Genomic DNA, 22,758 nt, shown 5'->3' with positions numbered 1-22,758 from the left:
TTCGATTTCTAACATCATTTATCCCTCCAACTTTTTATCTTACGTATATTAGTATATCTATTGAGGTGATGTTTGACTATTAAGATGCATCATTTTATTAAATGACAGCGCACATTAAACAAATAGCACCACTTCACAACCCACCCCGTATGATATCTAGACCAATATCATATGGGGTGGGTTTCATAATGAGAAAGAACATGACTATAAAAGTAACAAGAGCCCCCGAGCTCTTTCCTGCATATGAGGTAACGAAAGATGGAAAGAAATGGGGGTACATTAACCGCAATGGGCGTTTTGTCCTCAAGCCACAATTTGATGAAGCGAATGATTTTCAGGAAAATGGACTTGCAATTGTAACCGTAAAGGGGAGAGCAGGGATGATTGATCACTTAGGTCAATTTGTCATTCAGCCTATCTACAGCCAGGTTATGCCCTTTACGGAAGGTCGTGCGATTGTAATGGATGATGCCGGTTTTAAGGTCATCAATGAAAGAGGACAGGAAATCACAACGAAAGCATACAGCTTAATCCAACCGTATCAAGAACAACGAGCGATTTTTTCAGGGACTAATTCTGGTGGCAAGTATCTTTACGGGTATTTGGATGAGCAAGGAAATGAAGTGATGCCACTTCAATACGAAAATGCTTTTGATTTTACAGGTGGCAAAGCACTTGTGCAACTAAGAGAGAATGAATTTGCTCTTATTGCACGAAACGGAAAAATCCTTCAAACGTATCCATTTGCCATTATGATGGGATACAGTGAAGGATTAATTCCGTTTAAGAAAACTTTTAATGACAAATGGGGATACGTAGATGAACAGGGACAGATTGTGCTGTCACCTCAGTATGCAATTGCTATGGCTTTTCAAGATGGGCGAGCCGTCGTGAACATGTCTGATGATATGTACAATCAGTATGGTTTAATTAATAAATTGGGGAAGTTCTTTATTCCGCCGACATATAATGATATTCGTCAATTGAAAGAGCAACGAGTGGCTGTTGGAATCGCTACTAATCCGGATCAACCATATGTCGGTTCGACATATGGAATCGCCGATACTGCAGGTCATATTCTTACCGAATTTATGTATGATCAGGTCGGTATATATAAAGAAGGGTTAAGCTCAGTGACGATTGATCAATCAACTTTTTTTATTGACGAAAGCGGCAATCCAGCCGAATCTTACCCAGTTATTCCTGGTGTCGGAACACTAGATTTAGAAGGGCGATTGATCCAAGCACATGTCGATCATAGTTTATCCTATTATGATCGATCAGGGAGAAGCGTGTACCAACCGAATACGAATTTTCCTTTGAATGCCGACTATCGGATTCAAATAGAAAAATATAGTCCGAATAAAGATTATCTTGTTTACTATCCGCAGATTGAAGGGATGCAAAACGAAGAAGCCCAGAGAAGGGTGAATGGCATTCTGAAACAACAGTCAAAAGTCATTCAAGTTCCAGATGATGTTCAATTAGATTACAGTTATTACGGTGATTTTTTGGTCTCATTTTTCAAGAAGAATTTATTTGTTCTAAAGTTAGCAGGGTATAATTACCCGTTCGGTGCAGCTCACGGGATGCCGTTTCAAACATATGTCCACATCGATTTGAAAACAGGAACAAATTATGAACTTAAAGATCTATTTAAACCAGGTAGTGACTATGTAAAAATCGTAAGTGACATCATTCAAAAACAGATAGAAGAAGAGGAAACACAAGGTTTTACTTTTTATTTTCTTGATCAATATAAAGGCATTCAACCTGACCAAACTTTTTACGTAACCGAAGATGCGTTGGCAATTTATTTTGAACCATATGAAATTGCCGCATATGCCGCAGGGTTTCCTACTTTTATTATACCTTACCAAGAAATTATGAAAATCATAAATACGAATGGTGCTTTTTGGGGGGCTTTTAAGGAGTAGTTCAGACTTTGAAAAGGTGGAAAAACAACTAAAGTGTAAGGAGACGTAAGGTGCAATTCATTCTTGCGCCTTTCTTTGGGTCAAATGGCTGATAAATTCGTCTTGTTCTTTCATGTTATAATCGTTACTTGTTAGTGATGGGAGGGAGCAGTATGAATTGGTCGGTAAGATATGACCAGCCAGTATTATTCGTTTTTCTATTGATTTCATTCATGATGTTAGCCGCTTGCACCCCGCAACAAGCAACTACCCAGTCTAGTGAAAAATTAGAAGTCCATTACATAGATGTGGGTCAAGGGGATGCGACTCTTTTAAAGGGACCAGATTTTACGCTGTTAATCGATGCAGGGAGACATGATGCAATTGATGTAACGCCTTATCTTCAAAGTCAAGGTATAACAGATCTTGATTTAATGATCTTAACGCATCCTCATGCCGATCACGTTGGTCAGGCGGATAAGGTCATCGAAGCCTTTCCGATTAAAGAAGTTTGGATGAGCGGGGATGAGCATACGTCTGCAACGTTTGAACGGGTGCTTGATGCTCTTCTTGATTCGGATGCTGAGTATTATGAGCCAAGAGCAGGAGAATCTTTTACAATTGGATCTGCTTTGGTCGAGGTTTACAACCCAGAAAGTGTAACAGGCGATTTACATGAAGGAAGTATATCGGTACGGATCAGTTATGGAGATATAAAGTTTTTATTCACCGGTGATGCTGAGTATCAGACTGAACGTGACATGATAAATCGAGGACATAATCTAAAGGCGCATATATTTCAATTAGGTCATCATGGATCGACAACATCCAATACTCAAGATTTTCTCGATCGTGTTCAACCTGAAGTCGCCATTTACAGTGCAAGAGAGGGAAATAGTTACGGTCACCCTCATGATGAGATCATTGAGCGAATAGAGAACATGGGAATTGACCTATATGGAACAGATGAACATGGACATATCATTGTGACAACAGATGGAAAACAATATACCGTTTCTACCGATATCGGTGCGATAACAACCGAGCCAAAAGAGGAACAAGAAACGGTGCGAAGTATTGATGACTGTTTGGATATAAACACTGCTTCAAAGGTAGAGTTGACGGAGATTACTCATATTGGCGAGGAAAGAGCGAAAGAGTTGATTCAATTCCGTCCATTTCTTTCCCTGGATGAATTAAGTCAAATTCACGGCATTGGGCAAGCGAGAGTGACCGAAATCAAAGAGCAGGGACTTGCTTGTGTGCGGTAAATAATGGAAGTCAGTTTAGCTTAGAAAGGGTTGAATACCGAATGGAAAAAGCGATTGTAGATCGACTTGTTGACGGAAAACATGCGGTGTTGTTAGTAGGTGCCAAAGAAATCGAAAAGGTAATTCCTTCTTCAAAATTACCGAGTGGAGTAACAGCAGGGACAGTGGTAAAAGTGGAATTTCGTGGTGATGAGTTAGGGTCAATTGAAGCAGATCATGAGGAAACAGATAAAACAAAAGAACGGATCAAAAGCAAATTGGAGTTATTGCGAGAACGTTCGAAAAGTAAAGATTAGGTTAGACCAAAATGGTGCCCGTCCCCAGAAAGGAAAAGCTTCAATACAGGGGCATGGGCACTTTTTTTGTCCTTTTTTTATAGAATCATGATAGATTAATCGATAAAAAATCGAATTAGCCGATAGATATATTTTAAGAATCCACTAATATTTACTAAAGATAGGGGAGCTGGATGTCGTAGCTTGCCAACATTATGTGTCGCTGCTGCAATTCTTGGAGGTACTCTTATTCAAGGTGGTTACGGAAAAGTCATTGGTAATGTTTATGCTGTCGGTATTTTCCAGGGATTGTCTAGTGGTCTTAACCTATTAGGTGTTCATAGGTCCATCGTAGAAGCTATGGTTGGCGTTATCCTTATCGTCGCACTCGTGATCAATTACGTATCTTCTCAGCTGGATAAGAGAAAAAGTGTAAAAGAACAAACGAAATCGGCTGCATAACAACTGTTTTTACTCCAATTAAAATTGGTTGAAAAATAATTAAAACAAACATTTAGGGGGAGAAAAAAAGCTGCTCGTGTCTCTAGTGGTTCTAGTAAGAATCGGGGAATTCTATTAAGGTTGCAGTAGTTCCTAAACTGGTAGGTATTCCTTACTTTAATGCATCTGAAGTTGCTGCGAAACAAGCAAGTGAAGATCTTGGGGTTGCAGGTGGTATGTCGGCTGCTAACTTAAATTTATGGATTGACTGGGCAATGAAAGAAGTTGAAGAGAACTACCCGAATCTTAACTTAGTAACTGAAAAAATTCCGACTGACGAGAGATAGCAAGAAGCATACCAAAAAACACTTGATTTACTAAGGGCGTATCCAGATTTAAAAGGAATCATGGCTTTCTCAACTGTTGCCCCATTAGGTGCAGCACAAGCAATTGAAGATTCAGTTGCTTTAGTTGGTACAGCATTACCAACAGACTCTCTACCATTCCTTGAAAATGGTTCTTTAAAGGTAGCAACACTTTGGGATCCTGAAAAATTAGGTTACTTAACAGTTTCATTAGCTAAAGACTTAGCTGAAGGAAACCTGCCAACTGATGGTCAAGATATTCCTAATGTTGGTCAAATTGAAGTTCGTGATCAAACTGTTATTATGGGGCCTCCAACAGACTTCACAGCTGAAAATGCCGGAGATTATGATTTTTAAGAGAGATATAATACAAGGACAAGTATACAATTTGTATACTTGTCCTTGTTACAAATGAATCTATATACAGCAGTTTTTACATATAGAGTATCTGAGAAAATATAAAGGTGGTTTTTAATGTGCAAAATGAATACGAGATTCAGCTGAAAGAGCAAATTTGCGATATTGGTATAAGGCTGTATATGAGAGAAATGGGGGCAGCAAATGATGGAAACATTACTGTAAAGCTCTCAAATGATTCACTTCTTTGTTTCAATCAAGCAGGTTGAAGGTATGTTCGACAATTCTACTTTTGATTGTTTACTCAAGGATGGGCAACGACTTAGCACGTAGGAAAGACGGCGCAGCCTCTTTCTTATGCACTTGTTTTTTGATATTGCATGCTTTCAGGGTAACCGTAGCTTCCATGCTCACTAAGGTCAAGTCCAGTAATTTCTTCTTCCTCAGATACACGTAACCCACCTAAAAGGGCTTTTGTGATTAAAAGTAAAACATATGAAACAACGAATGCAAAAGCGGCTACAGCAACTATCCCAATCATTTGGACTCCAAGTTGAGTGAATCCACCGCCATAGAAAAGACCAGCACTCCCTTTGCCATTTAACTCGGCAAGTTCTGGAGTTGCAAAGAACCCTGTTGAGAGTGTTCCCCAAATACCAGCAATTCCGTGTACTGATATCGCAAAAATCGGATCATCAATTTTTGCTTTATCACAAAGTTTCATACTAAAAAAGACGAGGATTCCAGCAACGAGACCAATTACGACTGCTGCCCATGGAGCAACGAATGCACACGAAGCTGTTATCGCAACCAGGCCTGCTAATGCACCATTTAACATTGTAGGCACATCCGTTTTTCCGTTCATAGCCCAAGCAATGAACATCGCTGCAACGACACCTGCACATGCTGCAAGTTGAGTATTTAACGCTACATATCCAAAGAATGCATCTGCTACGCCTAATGTACTACCTGCATTAAAACCGAACCATCCAACCCATAAAATTAATACTCCTAAAGCTGTAAAAACCTGATTATGACCAGCCAAATCATTCGCTGACCCATCTTTATTAAACTTACCAAGACGTGGTTTTAGTAGAATTGTTGCTGCTAGTGCGGCCATTGCTCCTGTTAAATGAACAACGGATGAACCAGCGAAATCTTGCTTCCCTAAATGTGATAACCATCCGCCACCCCAAATCCAGTGTGCGACGACTGGGTAAATCAATGCTGAGAATAATGCTATAAAAACTAAATAAGTAGATAATTTAGCACGTTCGGCAAATCCTCCCGTTGCGATCGTAACAGCAATTGCTGCAAACATCATTTGGAAAAAGAAATCTACGGAACCTACCAATCCTTTTTCGTTAGTCGAATAATCACCATAGAAGAAATCGGTTAATCCGATGAACGCATTTCCTTCCCCATATGCAAACGCCCAACCGACTGCCCAAAACATAATTGAAGCAATTCCTATTGTAAAGATTGTTTTACTGGCAATATGACCAGCATTCCTCATGCGCGTAGATCCTACTTCTAATAGAATGAATCCGCCTTGCATGAACAACACTAAGATTGCAGAAACAATCACCCAAAGATTATCCATTAGTGCTAATGTAGACATATGATTACACTCCTCTATAAATAACATAAATGTGTCAATAAAGTTAACATCGCTTGTAAGGCAAGTATAGAGAACTTAATTTTATGATTCTACATGTTTGTTAGGTAATCTAACACACAAGCAATATATTACCAAAGTTGGAATGAGAGAATGAAGGTAGTTATATTCAATTAATAAAGGTCTTTATTTGGGACGGGAAGTTGGGGTACTGTTGCGGAAAGTTTTAAAAAGAATAACATTTATTTTTAAAGTGTGGAAATTCGTGCCTTTTCTAAAGGATTATTTTCTATCAAAAGAGGTCTCCAAAGGGAAGAAAGTCATTGGTGTGTTATTAATAGTTGTTTATGTCATATTTCCATTTGATATTATACCTGATTTTTTAACCTTTATTGGGATCATCGATGATATAGTCATTGCAACATTTATCTTTGAAAGAATGGTAAAAATGGCTCCAGAATCACTTAAGAGAAAATATGACGTATGAATAAAATGAAACTAATGAGGAGACCAAAAGCATAACGAGCAAAATACAAAAAATAAAAGCCTCCATTTTTACTTAAATGGAGGCTTTTAATCATTAGATGATTTAAGAATGACACAATGTTAAATCCTTCTTAGACATTGATATAAATTCTCTTACAGCGAAAGACAGATACTTATTTTTCTTCCATGCCATTCCTAATTCCAAATGAAGATTAGAACAGTTTAAAGGAATAGCCTTAATTTCATTGTTATAAATATTATTGCCGATTTTACTAGGTAAAAGGGCGATCCCTAATTTAGCTTCTACCATTTCAACCATAAAATCTTTTTGTGAGCTTTCGCAAACAATGTTTGGGTAGAAATTGTTTTTAGTGCATTCTTCCATAATACGATCATAAATAGAGAAATCTTTCCGATACAAAATAAATGCTTGATTTTCTAATTCAGAGAAATTGACTTTTTGTTTACTAGCAAATTCATGATTTTTGTGGACAATGACCATCAATGGATCTTTTACTAGTTTGACCATTTCAAAATCATTACTTGTTTTAGGTATATTACATACTAATCCAATATCAATCGAACCATCTTCTAGTTCATGTATGATTTTTTTTGTACCAACTTCTGTTAACATGATTTCAATGGAAGGGTATGCCTCTTTGAATTGACTAATTAATTTTGAAAAAAAAGCGGCTCCAATAATAGGAGGGATGCCAATTTTTATTTCACCACTTCTAAAATCGATGATATCAGTTAGCTCTGTCGTTAAGTTGTTAAATGATTCTAGTACGATCTTTACATTTGTAAGGACTGCATTTCCTGCATCGGTTAGTTCTAACTGTTTGGGAGAGCGATAAAATAAAGGTACGCCTAGCTCATCTTCTAAATTTTTAATAGCTTTACTAATAGATGGTTGAGAGACATGTAATGACGCAGATGCTTTTGTGAAGCTTAAGTATTTGGCAACTTCAGAGAAATATTCTAATTGTCGAATATCCATATGTGTTCATCCTTTCTATGCTAAATGGCATAGTAACATTCGCACCTACATAGTATTTTCTAAATTAATAATATATTATTAATGATACTAAGTCACTAGAGAGAAAGAAAATTCGGAATAAATAAAAAGGTTTTTATTACATTGATTCCCATTCCGTCAGTACCCGGGTGAATAGCAAGGGTAGGCCATGACGTTCAGCTATTGTAATAAGTTTCTCCACTAAATGATCCTCCCCTATAACTAAGTAATACGAACATGGTCTTTTATTATGACTACGTAACAATTATCCGCATCACGGTGCTCCACTATGCTTAGGTTCAGTATATGGAATGACTCTTCCTATAAATGATAATGTAGTCAATTTAATAATATCATTTTTAATAACCTATATTCTTATAGCTAAAAGGAATATCAGACATTCTAAATATGTATTATTTTTATTTTGACTATTAAGATAGAATACTTATAAACCCTTAAAAAATCTAGATGAACAAAAGTACCATCCAATCATTAAAGTCTGAAAATTCAGTCCTGTTATTGTTCATTGTTAGTTAGTAGGATTTCTAAATATTGTTACTAACCAAGTGATTAGTAACAGGTTGTGAAAGAAAGTAGGTGGAATCATGAAAATAGCACGGTTTACCGTTCAAGGAGAGAAACGTATTCATATAGGTATTGTTGAAGGAGAAATAATTAGAGAAGTTAAGGGCGATATATTTGGAGAATGGACTTACACAGAAGAATTGTTTCAGCTTGCTAAAGTTACATTATTAGCACCTTTAATACCTAACCAAGTCATTGGAATTGGAAAGAATTTTGTCTCGAGCGAGGATGAACTTCCTGATGAATTGCCAGAAATACCAGTGTTTTTCTTTAAACCTGTATCATCTGTTATTGGTCCTGATGAAAAAATAAAATTACCTCCCCAACATGAACAGGTGAAATTTGAAGCAGAACTAGCAGTAGTGATTGGAAAAGAGGCTAAAGATATTGAGGAGAAGGGTGTTCAGGATTATATCTTTGGATATACGATAGGAAATGATGTTACTTCTGCTCAACATTTTCACCCGGATGGTCATTGGACCATTGGTAAAGCTTTTGATAGCTTTACACCACTGGGGCCAGCCATTGAAACGAATCTTGATTTAATAAATGTTAGAGTACAAGCGGCGCATAATGGAAAACTAAAACAAGACAGTTCTATAACACTAATGATCATATCCATTCCAAAAATGATTTCCTATTTATCAAAAGTCATGACTTTACAACCTGGAGATGTCATTCTAACAGGTTCTCCAATAGGAGCAGAATTATTGAAAGTTGATGATTGTATTGAATGTATGATAGAAGGAATCGGAGTGTTACGTAATTCAGTTATGAAGGTGGAGAAGTAGTGTTAGGAATACAAACGTTAAGAGAGGAACCTATCAGCCGCGTTTGTTCTAAAAGATGGATGTTATGGAAACAGGTGTTACTAGAAGGGTAAATAGACCAGATGATATCGATAAAAAGGCTGGCGGAAAATAAAGGTAGTCTTTATCCAAATTTCCTCTTAATTAGTATTGCTAGCTACATTGATTCTTAGTCAATGAGGAAAAATGTTTTACCAAGATAGAAAACCAGAATAAACATATGGTTCACGTAAGAGGTTGAAGCAATTGGATTTATTGATTGAGTAAATATGTTTTCATTCATAGGTAGTTCAAAGGAAACCATTTAATTGATGGTTTCCTTTGAGCTTTCAACACATTTGTTGTTAGAGAAATGTTGGTGCATACAAACTAAAATAGATTATGGTTAATATAAATAGTAGGAGTTACAGATTCCCGAACATGTAAGGCAGTTACGGTTTTGCAGTACCTCTTAGGGATGGGATGAGAGTGAGATCGAATACGGAGTCCACTGAAAACTCATGATTCTAACGAACTAAGAGGAGGGAAACCATATGAACATACGTAATGCTTTTACCAATGAAGTAAATCATATTCGAACTCAAAGAATTAAAGCGTATAGCGAGCATGCGAAGGCCGTTTCAGAAGAACACTGGCAAGCTCTCAAACAAATCAACCTTAGGTGTGATAAATAATACATAAAGATTTTACAACTATCGATAGAATGAAATGTAAGCTTACCATTAAGGTAGACCTTATTTTAATAGGTGAAATAAGTATGGATGAGGAGCGGATTGATTGAATATACCACAGTTAGAAATTGCGCACATGAAACCAAAAGTACCAATAATGCAAGGAGGAATGGGGGTTAAAATTTCTTTAAGTGGATTGGCTTCGGCTGTAGCTAATGCTGGAGGTATTGGTATTATTTCAGGAACGGGCATACCAATCGATGAATTGAAATACCATATTCGTAAAGCAAGAGAACTGACTAAAGGTTTGGGTTATATTGGTGTAAATGTGTTGTTTGCAATGAACGATTTTGCAGAAACCATTAAAGCAGCGATGGAAGAGAAAGTAGATTTTATTATTTCGGGAGCTGGTATATCACGAGATATGTACAGCTGGGGGAAACAATATAATGTTCCTGTCATTTCAATCGTTTCATCTGCTAAATTAGCCAAGATTTCACAAAGGTTGGGAGCCTCTGCTGTCGTAGTAGAAGGATTTGAGGCAGGTGGCCATCTAGGAACGGATAGACCATTATTTGATATTTTGCCTGATGTGTTAGAAACAGTAGATATCCCAGTTATAGCAGCAGGAGGGATCTTAACGGGAAAAGATGTAGCCAAAGCTTTGAAAATGGGTGCATCTGGTGTGCAAATGGGGACACGCTTTGTTGCAAGTGTGGAGTGTGATGCACCAAATGCTTTTAAGCAAAAATATATTGAATGTAAAAGTGGTGATACCGTTCTAGTGAAGACATCAGTAGGACTACAAGGAAGAGCGATACAAAATAGCTTTACTAAGAGCATAAGCGGAGACAAAAAGTTAAAAATTGATAAGTGCTACTCTTGTCTTAAACAATGCTCTTACCGTTTTTGCACATTAGATTCATTGATGACATCTGTGCAAGGAGATGCAGAGAATGGGTTAGTTTTTGCCGGTTCTAGAGTTCATGAAATAAAAGAGATTCTTCCGGTAAAAACAATTATTACGAACATAGTGAAAGAGTATGAGAAAATAGTGTAGTGTCTGTTACTTGTCGAAGAGGGTTTCATCTTCAATACAACTAATAATGATGTGAATGTAAATGATGATATAAGCCGGTTTACGTTAAAGCATTATAAAGTTAGGGGGTACTTACTGACAAAGTAGAAAATTGATAGTATTCATCAATTTCACATGCTAATTATGGGTAATTGTAGAGCGTGCAAAAGGTTCCTGCTCCAGCGCTTTAAGGCGCTGGAGCAGGAACCTTTTTTCTATATTATTACAATAGAAAAGCAAGTGTCGTGCTTATTTCATTTATATGTTCCTGATCAGCCCACAAGATAAAGTAATTGTAAGTTGTTCCCGCAATTTGAATTGGTTTTGGATACCGCACGATCAGAGCAGCTTGATCTTTCATTTCTGGAGGTTGGTCCTCTGACGGGAATATCAAGCATGCTTGTTGTGATTGAATTTGAGTCTGCATGATGCTAGGTCTAGATCCGTATGGTAACAATTGCTGGAATGCTTCATTGTGGCACACCATGTCAATGGATTCATCCGAAAAAATCGCTGAAATTTGGAAGAAACCATCTGGGCCTTCATATCTTTCGTCAGTTACTTTTTGCCAATGCGAAGGGAATAGGAATTGAACTTTATAAATGTTGTTGGTATAGGTCTTTTTCAAAGGAGAAATTGGCATCGGTGACCATTGCAATGATGTAATAAATACTCCTTCTATTAATCTAACCGGAACAGGATGTAATACGTCAATTACCCACATCTCGCTTGCTGTTCCATCGTTGACACAGCCTGATAGATAGGCAATTTTTCTGCTGTCAGGTGACCAAGTAACAGGTGTGGCAAAGCAACTTGCAATGGCCCTTGTTCGGTCGTCCTCTCCTTTTCTTCCTGTTGTTCTGATCAATGAAAAATATCCAACTTCTTCAAAAGCAGTAGCGCTATAAGCGATTGCAGATGAATTTGGCGACCATGCTGGAAAGTAATTTTTTGCAAGAGGTCCGCCTCGTACTTCGAATACGTTTCCAGTTGAAAGGTCTAACGTATAAATGATTGAAATGCTAACACCAGGAGTGGTATATAGTACATACGAGCCATCAGGAGAAAGACGAACATAATTAAGAGCTCCGCCAGTATTTTCAGTAATTTGCTGTTTACTTGTTCCATCGGTTCGAATACGGAATAGTTGACTGATACCTGATGCATCAGGAGCTTGGAAAAGTAGTTCTGTCCCATTTGGAAACCATTGGACATCAGTTGCACCAGGCTGGTTGATTCGCTGTGCTTGATGGGTGATGACATTGTACAAGATCACTTCATCTTGTTTCGTAAAAGCGAGTTTTTGACTATCTGGCGACCAGCTTACATAGATGCCTAATCCCTCTATAAACTGATCAATACGGGCAATTGTCCCTTCAGCAAGTTGGATGACGTAGAGAATGTTATTTTTCCCAACAAAGGCAATTCTTCTACTATCCCGCGACCAAAAAGGAACTGAAAAAGATTCTCCTAATCCGCTTGTAATCTGTTTATTTACACCATTGCTAGTGTTATATAACCATATATCGTATTCCCCTCCACGGTTGGATGTATAAGCAATCAATCCCCGGTCCCCGACAGGAGCATAAGGAATGAGCAGAATCATCCCAGGAAAAAGATCACTAGATGGAAGCTTGTTAACCTGTCGAATCAACTCGGGGTTGCTGTGTCCTGCGGTTACTACGTTAAATCGTCTAGCAATCTGAAAAAGCGTGTCTCCAGGTTGAACAACATAATAGGGATTGCCGGCAGGAACCCTCAGCAGTTGACCGACTTGGATGATATAAGGAGGCTGTAGCTGGTTTGCTTCAATAATGGTAGCTTGAGGAACACCGAAGACCTGAGCAATCTGAAAAAGCGTATCTCCAGGTCTTACACGAATGACGTCAACACCAGGAGGAACAGAAAGCTGTTGACCAACATAAATCGTGTAAGGTGGTACCATATTATTTGCAGCGATAAGGGACTCAACTGGAAGATTCCAGCGTCTGGAAATTTGATACAGTGTATCGCCAGAACGAACCGTGTAAAAAGTCTGCATTTTCAACCCTCCAAATCAATTCAGGATTAATATGGAAAAAAGGTGAGTTCATTGATAACCTCTTTTAAAGATTAGTTGCCTCAAAAGATTTATTAGATCATCAATATTTCAGTAAATCCGACCCGAGGCATATAGCCCGTTTATCCGCTTTTAGTAATTTGAACGAGATCATACATTTGAATATCTCCGCGAGGTCCTTCTTCAACAGTAGGACTAGGGACGTTCCATCTTAGCACAATGACGGGGGTTCCATGAGGTGTAGTAAACGTTAGGTGAAAGTAAGTTCGGCTCAATGTATAACAGCATGGATAATCCTCCTTTTGCTATATGTTATTCGCCGCAAGGTTGGAATAGAAGAATAGTACCTGGTCCCACTGCGATCAATGGAATAAAAAAAGATGACCTCTATTTGAACGTGGCCACTGAAAAAGGTAAAAAGCAACCTTTTTCAGTGGCCTTATTTGAACAGAGGTCATCTCTTATAGTAGCTTAGATGTAATAAAAATGTCCTTAACAAAGGGTGCACGTTATAACTTGCTTATCGTGAACTCGTTAAGATCATGTTAATCCGTAACGGCTCCTTTTGATGCGGATGATACGAGCCTTGCATATTTATTTAGAACTCCTCTTGAATAACGAAGGGGTGGTTCGACCCATTCTGATAAGCGTTTGGCCATTTCCTCATCGCTTACATTAACAGACAGTTCCTGCGTTTCACTATCAATGGTAATCATATCTCCTGTTTTGATTAGAGCAATCGGTCCGCCTACTTGAGCTTCTGGTGATACATGACCAACGACTAACCCATGTGTTCCACCAGAAAATCGTCCATCGGTAATTAAGCCAACCTCTTCACCTAAACCTTTGCCAACGATAATGCCTGTAATTGACAGCATTTCAGACATACCTGGTCCACCTTTTGGTCCACTATAGCGAATGACAACGACATCTCCAGCTTTGATCTCGTTATCCAATACAGCTTTTGTTGCTTCTTGCTCTGAGTCAAATACCTTAGCTGACCCTGTGATTTTCTTTATTTTTAACCCGGACATTTTGGCAATGCCGCCCTCAGGTGCTAAGTTGCCTTTTAAAACAAAGAGTGGACCTGATTCTCGAATCGGGTTGTCAAATGGTCGAATAATCACCTGTCCCTCTTTTAATGGTGCTTGTTTCTCAAGATTCTCAGCAAGTGTTTTTCCAGTCACTGTCAAACAGTCTCCGTGAAGTAGACCGGCTTCAAGAAGCACCTTCATCACAGCTGAAACACCTCCAACTGAGTGAAGGTCATGCATCACATAACGGCCACTAGGTTTCAAGTCAGCAAGGTGCGGAACCTTTTTTCGGATACGGTCAAAATCATCTAGAGTTAAGTCGACATCGACAGAATGCGCAATAGCTAACAGATGAAGGAAGGCATTTGTTGAGCCGCCGAGTGCCATGACGATTGTAATGGCGTTTTCAAATGCTTTTTTCGTCATAATATCTTTTGGATAAATCCCTTTGCGTAGAAGCTCAACGACTGCTTGACCTGCATCATAGCAATCGGTTAATTTCTCAGATGTTTCGGCAGGGTTTGAAGCACTTCCAGGTAAACTCATTCCCATCGCTTCGATTGCCGAAGCCATCGTATTTGCGGTGTACATGCCGCCACAAGAACCGGCTCCGGGGCAGGCGTGACATTCGATATCTTTTAATACCTCTTTGTCGACCGTACCAGCACTATATTGTCCGACAGCTTCAAACACCGAAACGATGTCAATATCTTTGCCTTCTTTTGATTTTCCAGGTGCAATTGTACCACCGTAAACAAAAACAGACGGAAGATTTAAACGACCTATGGCGATCATACAACCTGGCATGTTTTTGTCACAACCGCCAATCGCCACAACGCCATCAAGACGCTCCGCTCCTACAACTGTTTCGATTGAATCAGCAATGACTTCCCTGCTCGGTAAAGAGTAGCGCATTCCTTCATGTCCCATAGAGATGCCATCAGAAACGGTGATCGTATTAAAAATTAATGGTGCCCCGTCTCCGTCCTTGGCCCCTTCTTTCGCTTTACGTGCAAGCTGATCAATATGTACATTACATGGAGTTACTTCACTCCACGTACTTGCAATGCCAATCATCGGCTTTTTGAAATCATCATCACTAAATCCCACGGCGCGAAGCATAGCTCTGTTAGGCGAACGATTTTCTCCTTCACTAATATCAATGCTGCGAATCCGCAAATCTCTGTTTTTTTCGTTGTCCATAATAATCCCCCTCAATTAATTGGTAGCAGTCCAACACTTTTAACAGTATCATCTTTTTTGGGGATTTTTAAAATGAAAAGCTTCAATTAAATTAGGATAGATACAAATTTTAGAAATGATAGCCGAGGGATAAACTAAATGCGAGATACCGGGAGACAATATAGGAACTACTTTCGTACGTCACCATAGCAAGCATTCGTAACACCAACTAAATCTTCTACCTTCAGTTCCATCTGTATCCCGATCATGCCTCCGCTTACAATAATCGTATCTAGTAGTTCAGCGCTTTGATCAAGAAAAGTTGAGAATGATTTTTTCATTCCAATTGGCGAACAGCCGCCTCGTACATAACCGGTTATCTTTGTAATGTCTTTAACTGGAATCATTTCGATCTTCTTTTCTCCTGCCACTTTTGCAGCCTTCTTCAAGTCAAGTTCTGCTTCTACTGGGATTACAAACACATAATAAGCATTACTAGATCCTTGAGAGACCAAAGTTTTATAAACGATAGCCACATCTTTACCGATTTTGTTAGCGACCGATACTCCATCAATTTTCCCGTCATCTGCTTTGTAGGACAGCATTTTGTAATCACATTTTTCTTTTTCCAATATACGTATGGCATTGGTTTTTCCCTTTTTCATGTTTTTCTCCTTCGAACTTTACGCTTTTTGTTTATTTTATTACAGTTATAAGTGGTTTAAAAGACTGGTGAGCGAAGAGCTGTTTATTAGATAAGTAAATTAGGGAAATACTGATAGTAATCAATTGGGTAGCAGGGGGTATTGGAAATGAGAAGTGTTTATGAAGACGACAGTTTGTCTCTCCATACAGATGCATACCAAGTGAATATGGTGGAAACGTATTGGCATGACAGTATGCATAATCGGAAAGCTGTGTTTGAATTGTTTTTTAGAAAGCTTCCATTTGGGAATGGATACGGAGTGTTTGCTGGGCTGGAACGAGTGATTGAATATATGAAAGAGTTCCGTTTTACAGAAAGTGATATCACATATCTTCGCGATGCGTTTGGGTATGAAGAAGAATTTTTAGATTACTTAAAAAACATCACGTTTACAGGGTCCATTCGCTCGATGAGAGAAGGAGAACTCGTCTTTGGCAATGAACCGATACTGCAAGTGGAATCAACTCTTGCTGAAGCTCAACTCATTGAAACGGCCCTTTTAAATATTGTGAATTATCAAACGCTAATTGCAACAAAAGCATCAAGAATCAAACAGGTAATTGGTAGTCAAAAAGCGTTGGAATTTGGAACAAGGCGAGCACAAGAAATGGATGCTGCCATTTGGGGAACAAGAGCTGCCTTTATTGCCGGGTTTGATTCAACAAGTAACATACGAGCGGGCAAAAAATTCGGAATTCCGGTCTCCGGTACACATGCTCACTCAATGATTCAAGTTTATAAAGATGATTATATAGCGATGACAAAATACGCTGAGAGCTGTGTAAGACGTGAAAACAAGGTCTTTATTCCACTTGTGGATACGTATGATGTTTTGCGCTCTGGTGTACCTGCAGCGATCCAAGTAGCAAAAGAATTCAAAGGGGAAATTGACTTTAAAGGGATTCGCTTAGATGGTGGTGATATGGCCTATCTGTCGAAGAAAACGAGGGAGATGCTTGATCAAGCCGGGTTTGATTCAACACAGATTGTTGCATCAAGCGATTTAGATGAAGAAACCATTCTGAGTTTGAAAGCGCAAGGCGCAAAAATCGATGTGTGGGGAATCGGGACCAAATTGATAACGGCCTTTGATCAGCCGGCCCTTGGTGCTGTTTACAAGATTGTAGCCATTGAAGATGAGAACGGACAAATGCAAGATACCATTAAGATTTCCTCAAATCCCGAAAAAGTAACCACACCAGGAATGAAAAACGTGTATCGAATTGTTAATATGCAAAACGATAAATCAGAAGGAGACTACATAGCTTTAAAAGATGAAGATCCGCAAAAAGAAGAACGATTAAAAATGTTTCATCCAACTCATACCTTTATTAGCAAATTCGTTACCGATTTTGAAGCAAGGGAGCTCTTGACGGATATTTTTGTAAATGGAGAACTTGTTTACGAGAATCCAGACATTTTTACGATTCAGACATTTGTCTCTGAAAACATCAACCTTCTATGGGAAGAGTATCGACGTACGTTAAACCCTGAGGAGTATCCTGTTGACCTAAGTCAAAAATGCTGGGACAACAAGATGACGATTATTCAAGACATTAAAAAGAAAGTTAAAGGTAAGCTTGGATATTAGATTGAAAGACAACTGAAAGTATAATATTCCAACTCAATCACAAGATAAGAAGACGAACTTTTATCAAAAAATCGGATGAATAAAAATCCAAGATAGGTGATTGACGATGGAATCAAGCTGGCTTTCGATTATCCCATTTTTAGTGGTAATCCCAGTAGCGATTTATACAAAGCAAGTGCTCCCAGCCCTTTTTCTTGGTCTGCTCGTGGGGTCCTATATTATGGATCCTTCTGTCATCGGCGGTGTTCAGACGATGTTCACCTACGTTGTCCAAGCACTGATTGATACAAATAATATTAAAATTATCGTCTTTTTATATGCCTTCTCTGGTCTTGTTGGCATGATTAAGATGACAGGGGGAATTAGAGGATTTGTTGAGAAAGCAGCAGAAAAAATTCAAACAAGGAAGCAAGCACTGCTGCTAACCTATGTTTCAACAATTGGAACGTTTGCCGCACCTACGTTTCGGTTTGTGACAATCGCTCCGATTATGAGAGCATTACTTAAAAAAGTAAAGATGACGACAGCAGAGCTTGGTTTTGTAATTGAGACAACAGCAACTCCAATCATTGTCTTGATTCCTGTTGCAACAGCCTTCGTCGGCTATATGGTCTCAATTATTCAAATAGCGACTGAAAATCAAGGGATTGCACTCGATCCTTACTCGCTATTTATTCAAAGTATTCCATTTAACTTCTTTTCGATCGTTATCATTTTTTTAGGAGTGTATTTAAGCTTTTTCCACCATTCCAAAACAAAATCAACAGCACCAATGCAGATTGATGAACACGCGGCAGAAGAGGAAGATGATTGGCATGATTGCCATCCAGTTGTCGCAAAAGAATTACCGATTAAACCGATGAATCTTCTTCTGCCACTTGTTTTGGTCATTGGTCTTACGTTGTTTTTAACATGGTGGGACGGTCATGTACAAGGGTATGATTTTTTCGAGGCTTTTATAAAAGCAGATGTACTTGATGCGATGGTTGTCGCTCTTTTAATTACTGTATTACTTTCCATTGCATTTTACTTGCTGCAACGTTTTAAGCTTAGTCATTTGATTGCTGGTTTTATTGATGGCGGAAATGAATTAATGTCTGTGATCTTGTTGCTATCTATTGTTTGGGGGCTCTCGTCTATTACGGATGACTTAGGGTTTTCAAGCTTTGTTACAGCGCACTCCGGGTGGATCCCGCAAATGTTCATCGCACCCCTTATCTTTATTTTCGGGGCAGCGGTTTCGTATTTTATTGGCTCTGCTTGGGGAACATGGGGGATATTAATGCCTCTTGGAATATCACTAGCGACAGTTGGTGACGTTTCTTTGCCACTCGTCATTGGCGCCGTCTTTGCAAGTGGCTCGTTTGGGGCATTTGCTTCGCCTTTAAGTGATGATACAAATACAATTGCTAAGATTTTAAACTTGTCTGTGATTGAATATGCAAAATATAAATTGAAGCCAGCCTTGATTGCAGCAGGGATTACGACGGGGCTGTATATTATGGTTACGTTTATTTTTTAGACAATGTATCGTTTCGCCTCTCCTCTAAATCAGAAACAGTAGGAGAGGTTTTTGCTGTTTTAAATTACTTGCTGAAGGTAGGTTCTACGTACTTCTATTCCAAAGACAGTGGGATAGTGGGCACTTTTTTTCTTTTTTTAGAATTACTATAGTTAGTTAATAGCGAATCGATTAAGTATTTTCAGATTCAAAGATAAAATGCTATGAAAAAAACAGAAGTTGACATCTCTTAAGAGATATTACTAGTGTAAATGCTTCAAAATAGAAAGTAGGTCTATATATCTTAATTGTTACGCTTGTTAGAATCGAATATAGGTATTTAGGCTATGGTTTATCAAAAGTTTAATTATAGTGGAGGATATTTATACCAATACCTTTCTATCGTTTTAAAAAAACTTTGTTTGTTCAGTGTACGAACAAAGTTGCTGTTGCTATAATGAGTGCAAGTTATAAAAAGCCTTGCAGGAGAAAATCCCATTTTGTTTTTTTATGAAAATGAAAGCCTTTTCTTTTTGGGTGCAGGCACTTAGATTATATGAAAAGGAGGTTTAGTTAGTTACTTACGCATTTGTTTTCAAATAATTTACTTAAAAGGGGAATTATTCATGTTGAAATTTCTAAGAAAACCAATCGTTACAGGATTAGCTTTATCTCTATTAGTAGCTGGTGGAATGAGCAGTGTATCTGCTCAAGGGAATGGTGGACCATCAAGGGAAGGAGTCTTTGCAGAAGGTGAGAAAGGAAATGGGAATGTTGACCCTTTCGCATGGCAAGTAGCTTCTCTTGCTGATCGGTATGAAGATTCTTTTGACATCGGAGCAGCGGTTGAGCCGTATCAGCTTGAAGGAAGACAGGGAAAAATACTGAAGCATCATTACAACAGCCTCGTGGCAGAGAATGCAATGAAGCCAATTTCATTACAACCAGAAGAGGGTGTGTGGAACTGGGAAGGAGCAGACAAAATTGTTGAATTTGCTCGAGAAAATGATATGGAGCTGCGCTTTCATACGCTTGTTTGGCATAGCCAAGTTCCGGAATGGTTTTTCGTAGATATTGAGGGGAATTTGATGGTTGATGAAGAAGATCCAAACAAACAAGAAGCAAATAAGCAACTTTTACTAGAGCGCATGAAAACTCATATTAAAACAGTTGTAGAGCGTTACAAAGATGATGTTACTTCTTGGGATGTAGTGAATGAAGCAATTGATGATGGTGGGGGCTTACGTAATTCTGCATGGTATCAGATTACTGGCACCGACTATATTAAGGTAGCTTTCGAAACAGCCAGAAAATATGCGGGAGAAGACGCGAAGCTTTATATTAACGATTACAATACAGAAGTACCATCAAAAAGGGATGACCTTTACAACCTTGTTAAAGACTTATTAGATGATGGAGTTCCAATTGATGGAGTAGGCCATCAGGCACATATCCAAATTGGCTGGCCTACAATCGAAGACACAAAAGCTTCTTTTGATCTGTTTTCTAGCCTTGGATTAGATAATCAAGTGACTGAGTTGGATGTTAGTCTTTATGGCTGGCCGCCAGATAATGCCTATGAATCATATGATGCTATTCCAGAGGAAGACCTTCAAGACCAGGCGGAACGCTACAATCAGATATTCGAATTGTATGAAGAATTGGGTGCTGATATCAGCAGTGTAACCTTCTGGGGAATTGCAGATAACCATACATGGCTCGATAACCGTGCAAGACAGTATAGTGGTGGAGTAGGAGTAGATGCACCATTTGTTTTTGACCACGAATATAGAGTAAAACCTGCATTCTGGAAGATTATCGATTAATAATAATTTCATACTATATGGAAACGAGCAAAACAGCAGCTCCACGATGGTGGAGCTGCTGTTTTTTGTACCGAATGCTATATATAGAATATTCGGTTCATATGGTTACGATTCCACGGAAAAAGAGTAGAGAAATTCAACATGTGTGCTGTTTCCTTTATCGATTAGCCACGATCGTAAATTTAGACAACGTCATTATCTAATGTCGACCAGAGCCGCACTTTCAAAATGGGAATAGATACTTGTAATGAAAGTAGTTCCCTAATCTCTTTATCAGGTAAAAGGGGAATGATTTCTTGAAAGCTTTGCTTAATTCGCCATTTTTATTAATCTCTTTAACAAATAAGTTAATATTTTCTTTTAAAGAAATTGTTTACGGATGTAGTTAAACCATTTATAATGAAAAACTATAAGGTTGTTGGACATCTAACCTTATGAGAAGTAAAATATGAGGTTAAGAAAAAGCGCATTTTGGAAATTGGGAAAATGGCTTTACAAACAGACTTGTAAGATTGTATCCTTTTAAAAGGTTGGACATCATACAAGTCTATTGTGAGAAGATTTACCTTGGTTTTAGAAATAGATTTTATTTTACATTTTGAAAGCGCTAAAAAAACATAAAAAAGAAAGCGTTTTCGATTTGGTTTTGTAAAAATTTTTAATTAATTTAGAGAGGGTTGAGGATATGAACTTTTTATGGGGTGTTTTTGGTATTATCATCGTTTTTTCAATTGCTTACCTTTTTTCTACAAATAGAAAAGCAATCAAGTTACAAACAATTTTAGGTGGATTAACTATCCAAATAATGTTCGCATTTATCGTTCTAAAATGGGAGATGGGACGAGCGGCTCTCCACTGGTTAACGATGCGGGTGACAGACATCATTGGATATGCAAATGAAGGTGTTAACTTTTTATTCGGTGGGTTGTGGGAAGGTGAAGCTGTAGGCTTTGTTTTTGCCTTTCAAGTATTGACAATTATTATCTTCTTTTCTTCATTAATTGCCGTACTATATTACATTGGTGTTATGCAATGGGTTATTAAATTACTTGGAGGAGCACTTTCAAAAATATTAGGGACAAGTAAGGCGGAATCAATGTCAGCTGCTGCAAATATTTTTGTAGGGCAAACAGAAGCCCCGCTTGTTGTACGTCCTTACCTTAAAAAAATGACAAACTCTGAGTTGTTTGCGGTAATGACTGGTGGACTTGCCTCTGTAGCAGGATCAGTGTTGATAGGTTACTCTTTATTAGGTGTTCCATTAGAGTACTTACTTGCTGCGAGTTTCATGGCGGCTCCAGCAGGGTTAGTTATGGCCAAAATGATTATACCTGAAACAGAACAATCAAAAACGACTGATGAAATTGAAATCGGAAAAGATACAGAATCTACGAACGTTATAGATGCAGCAGCACGAGGAGCTGGTGTTGGTCTACAACTAGCGCTTAATGTAGGGGCGATGCTACTTGCATTTATTGCATTAATAGCATTAATAAATGGTATGTTAGGCGGTATAGGTGGTTGGTTTGGCTTTGAAGGCTTATCTCTAGAAGCAATCCTTGGTGTACTTTTTGCTCCAATTGCATTTGCTATCGGTGTGCCTTGGGCAGAAGCGATGGCAGCAGGGAGCTTTATCGGTCAAAAGCTTGTATTAAACGAGTTTGTGGCATATGCAGCGTTCGCACCGGAAATTCCAGAGTTATCAGATAAGACAGTTGCAGTTGTAAGTTTCGCACTTTGTGGATTTGCGAACATTTCCTCATTAGCGATTTTACTTGGTGGACTTGGTGGACTTGCTCCAGAACGCCGGAATGATATTGCAAGATTGGGTCTTCGAGCAGTTTTAGCTGGTGCATTAGCTTCATTATTAAGTGCAGCAATTGCCGGTATGTTATTTTAATTAATTCATAAAGTGAGGTTACCGACAGTTTAAAGAAGGTTTGACGTCGGTAACTTTTATTATAAAGAT

18 protein-coding genes and 1 pseudogene are annotated in these 22,758 nt (G+C 38.4%); 14 read left to right on the top strand and 5 right to left on the bottom strand.

Annotation, left to right across the window (positions count from 1 at the left end):
• Positions 1-188 precede the first annotated feature (188 nt).
• The 6 genes and pseudogenes from SLH51_RS06925 (at position 189) to SLH51_RS06900 (ending at position 4,894) form a co-directional block, all read left to right on the top strand.
• Positions 189-1,937 carry a WG repeat-containing protein gene (locus tag SLH51_RS06925; RefSeq protein WP_335960181.1) on the top strand — a complete coding sequence of 583 codons (1,749 nt, stop codon included), beginning with the start codon at positions 189-191 and terminating at the stop codon, positions 1,935-1,937.
• 152 nt (positions 1,938-2,089) lie between these two features.
• Positions 2,090-3,187 (top strand): MBL fold metallo-hydrolase, encoded by a 1,098-nt coding sequence (locus tag SLH51_RS06920; protein WP_335960180.1) that lies wholly within the window; start codon positions 2,090-2,092, stop codon positions 3,185-3,187.
• A 41-nt stretch (positions 3,188-3,228) separates the two neighbouring features.
• The gene (locus SLH51_RS06915) at positions 3,229-3,483 is read left to right on the top strand and encodes a DUF3006 domain-containing protein (RefSeq protein ID WP_335960178.1); all 255 of its coding nucleotides are present in this window, start codon (positions 3,229-3,231) and stop codon (positions 3,481-3,483) included.
• Positions 3,484-3,666: 183 nt separating this feature from the next.
• Positions 3,667-3,924 (top strand): hypothetical protein, encoded by a 258-nt coding sequence (locus tag SLH51_RS06910; RefSeq protein ID WP_335960177.1) that lies wholly within the window; start codon positions 3,667-3,669, stop codon positions 3,922-3,924.
• A 338-nt stretch (positions 3,925-4,262) separates the two neighbouring features.
• Positions 4,263-4,625 (top strand): annotated as a pseudogene (locus SLH51_RS06905) (substrate-binding domain-containing protein); the annotation flags it as partial.
• A gap of 119 nt (positions 4,626-4,744) precedes the next feature.
• On the top strand, positions 4,745-4,894 hold the full coding sequence (locus tag SLH51_RS06900) for a hypothetical protein (RefSeq protein ID WP_335960176.1): 150 nt from the start codon (positions 4,745-4,747) through the stop codon (positions 4,892-4,894).
• An 86-nt stretch (positions 4,895-4,980) separates the two neighbouring features.
• Here SLH51_RS06900 and SLH51_RS06895 read toward each other — a convergent pair whose 3' ends face one another.
• A complete protein-coding gene (locus SLH51_RS06895) occupies positions 4,981-6,246 on the bottom strand; it encodes an ammonium transporter (protein WP_335960175.1) in 1,266 nt (421 codons plus the stop codon).
• Between the two features lie 211 nt (positions 6,247-6,457).
• On the opposite strand from SLH51_RS06895, the gene SLH51_RS06890 reads away from it, so the two are divergent.
• Complete coding sequence (locus SLH51_RS06890) at positions 6,458-6,730, top strand: YkvA family protein (RefSeq protein ID WP_335960174.1); 273 nt, start codon at positions 6,458-6,460, stop codon at positions 6,728-6,730.
• 102 nt (positions 6,731-6,832) lie between these two features.
• Here SLH51_RS06890 and SLH51_RS06885 read toward each other — a convergent pair whose 3' ends face one another.
• Complete coding sequence (locus SLH51_RS06885) at positions 6,833-7,729, bottom strand: LysR family transcriptional regulator (protein ID WP_335960172.1); 897 nt, start codon at positions 7,727-7,729, stop codon at positions 6,833-6,835.
• A 623-nt stretch (positions 7,730-8,352) separates the two neighbouring features.
• Here SLH51_RS06885 and SLH51_RS06880 point away from each other — a divergent pair.
• The 3 genes from SLH51_RS06880 to SLH51_RS06870 all read left to right on the top strand — a co-directional run bounded on the left by SLH51_RS06880 (position 8,353) and on the right by SLH51_RS06870 (position 10,872).
• On the top strand, positions 8,353-9,123 hold the full coding sequence (locus SLH51_RS06880) for a fumarylacetoacetate hydrolase family protein (protein ID WP_335960171.1): 771 nt from the start codon (positions 8,353-8,355) through the stop codon (positions 9,121-9,123).
• Between the two features lie 551 nt (positions 9,124-9,674).
• Positions 9,675-9,815, top strand: a complete 141-nt coding sequence (locus SLH51_RS06875) for a hypothetical protein (protein ID WP_335960170.1) — start codon at positions 9,675-9,677, stop codon at positions 9,813-9,815.
• Between the two features lie 133 nt (positions 9,816-9,948).
• Positions 9,949-10,872, top strand: coding sequence for an NAD(P)H-dependent flavin oxidoreductase (locus SLH51_RS06870; RefSeq protein WP_335960326.1), 924 nt, complete (start codon positions 9,949-9,951; stop codon positions 10,870-10,872).
• A gap of 241 nt (positions 10,873-11,113) precedes the next feature.
• Here SLH51_RS06870 and SLH51_RS06865 read toward each other — a convergent pair whose 3' ends face one another.
• From SLH51_RS06865 to ybaK, 3 genes are all read right to left on the bottom strand, one after another.
• Complete coding sequence (locus tag SLH51_RS06865) at positions 11,114-12,931, bottom strand: LysM peptidoglycan-binding domain-containing protein (protein ID WP_335960168.1); 1,818 nt, start codon at positions 12,929-12,931, stop codon at positions 11,114-11,116.
• Positions 12,932-13,494: 563 nt separating this feature from the next.
• Positions 13,495-15,186, bottom strand: a complete 1,692-nt coding sequence (gene ilvD, locus SLH51_RS06860) for a dihydroxy-acid dehydratase (RefSeq protein ID WP_335960167.1) — start codon at positions 15,184-15,186, stop codon at positions 13,495-13,497.
• A gap of 167 nt (positions 15,187-15,353) precedes the next feature.
• Positions 15,354-15,830 (bottom strand): Cys-tRNA(Pro) deacylase, encoded by a 477-nt coding sequence (gene ybaK, locus SLH51_RS06855; RefSeq protein ID WP_335960166.1) that lies wholly within the window; start codon positions 15,828-15,830, stop codon positions 15,354-15,356.
• Between the two features lie 147 nt (positions 15,831-15,977).
• Here ybaK and SLH51_RS06850 point away from each other — a divergent pair, with 147 nt between their 5' ends.
• From SLH51_RS06850 to SLH51_RS06835, 4 genes are all read left to right on the top strand, one after another.
• On the top strand, positions 15,978-17,462 hold the full coding sequence (locus SLH51_RS06850) for a nicotinate phosphoribosyltransferase (protein WP_335960165.1): 1,485 nt from the start codon (positions 15,978-15,980) through the stop codon (positions 17,460-17,462).
• A 106-nt stretch (positions 17,463-17,568) separates the two neighbouring features.
• Positions 17,569-18,984 carry a Na+/H+ antiporter NhaC family protein gene (locus SLH51_RS06845; protein ID WP_335960164.1) on the top strand — a complete coding sequence of 472 codons (1,416 nt, stop codon included), beginning with the start codon at positions 17,569-17,571 and terminating at the stop codon, positions 18,982-18,984.
• Between the two features lie 605 nt (positions 18,985-19,589).
• Positions 19,590-20,789, top strand: a complete 1,200-nt coding sequence (locus tag SLH51_RS06840) for an endo-1,4-beta-xylanase (RefSeq protein ID WP_335960162.1) — start codon at positions 19,590-19,592, stop codon at positions 20,787-20,789.
• Between the two features lie 685 nt (positions 20,790-21,474).
• Positions 21,475-22,689, top strand: coding sequence for a NupC/NupG family nucleoside CNT transporter (locus tag SLH51_RS06835; RefSeq protein ID WP_335960160.1), 1,215 nt, complete (start codon positions 21,475-21,477; stop codon positions 22,687-22,689).
• Positions 22,690-22,758: the final 69 nt, after the last annotated feature.

Source organism: Halalkalibacter kiskunsagensis, from assembly GCF_037027555.1.
Taxonomy (GTDB): Bacteria; Bacillota; Bacilli; order Bacillales; family Bacillaceae_D; genus Halalkalibacter; species Halalkalibacter kiskunsagensis.
Note: the sequence above shows the minus strand (reverse complement) of the source record. Positions and strands in the feature narration are given on the sequence as shown.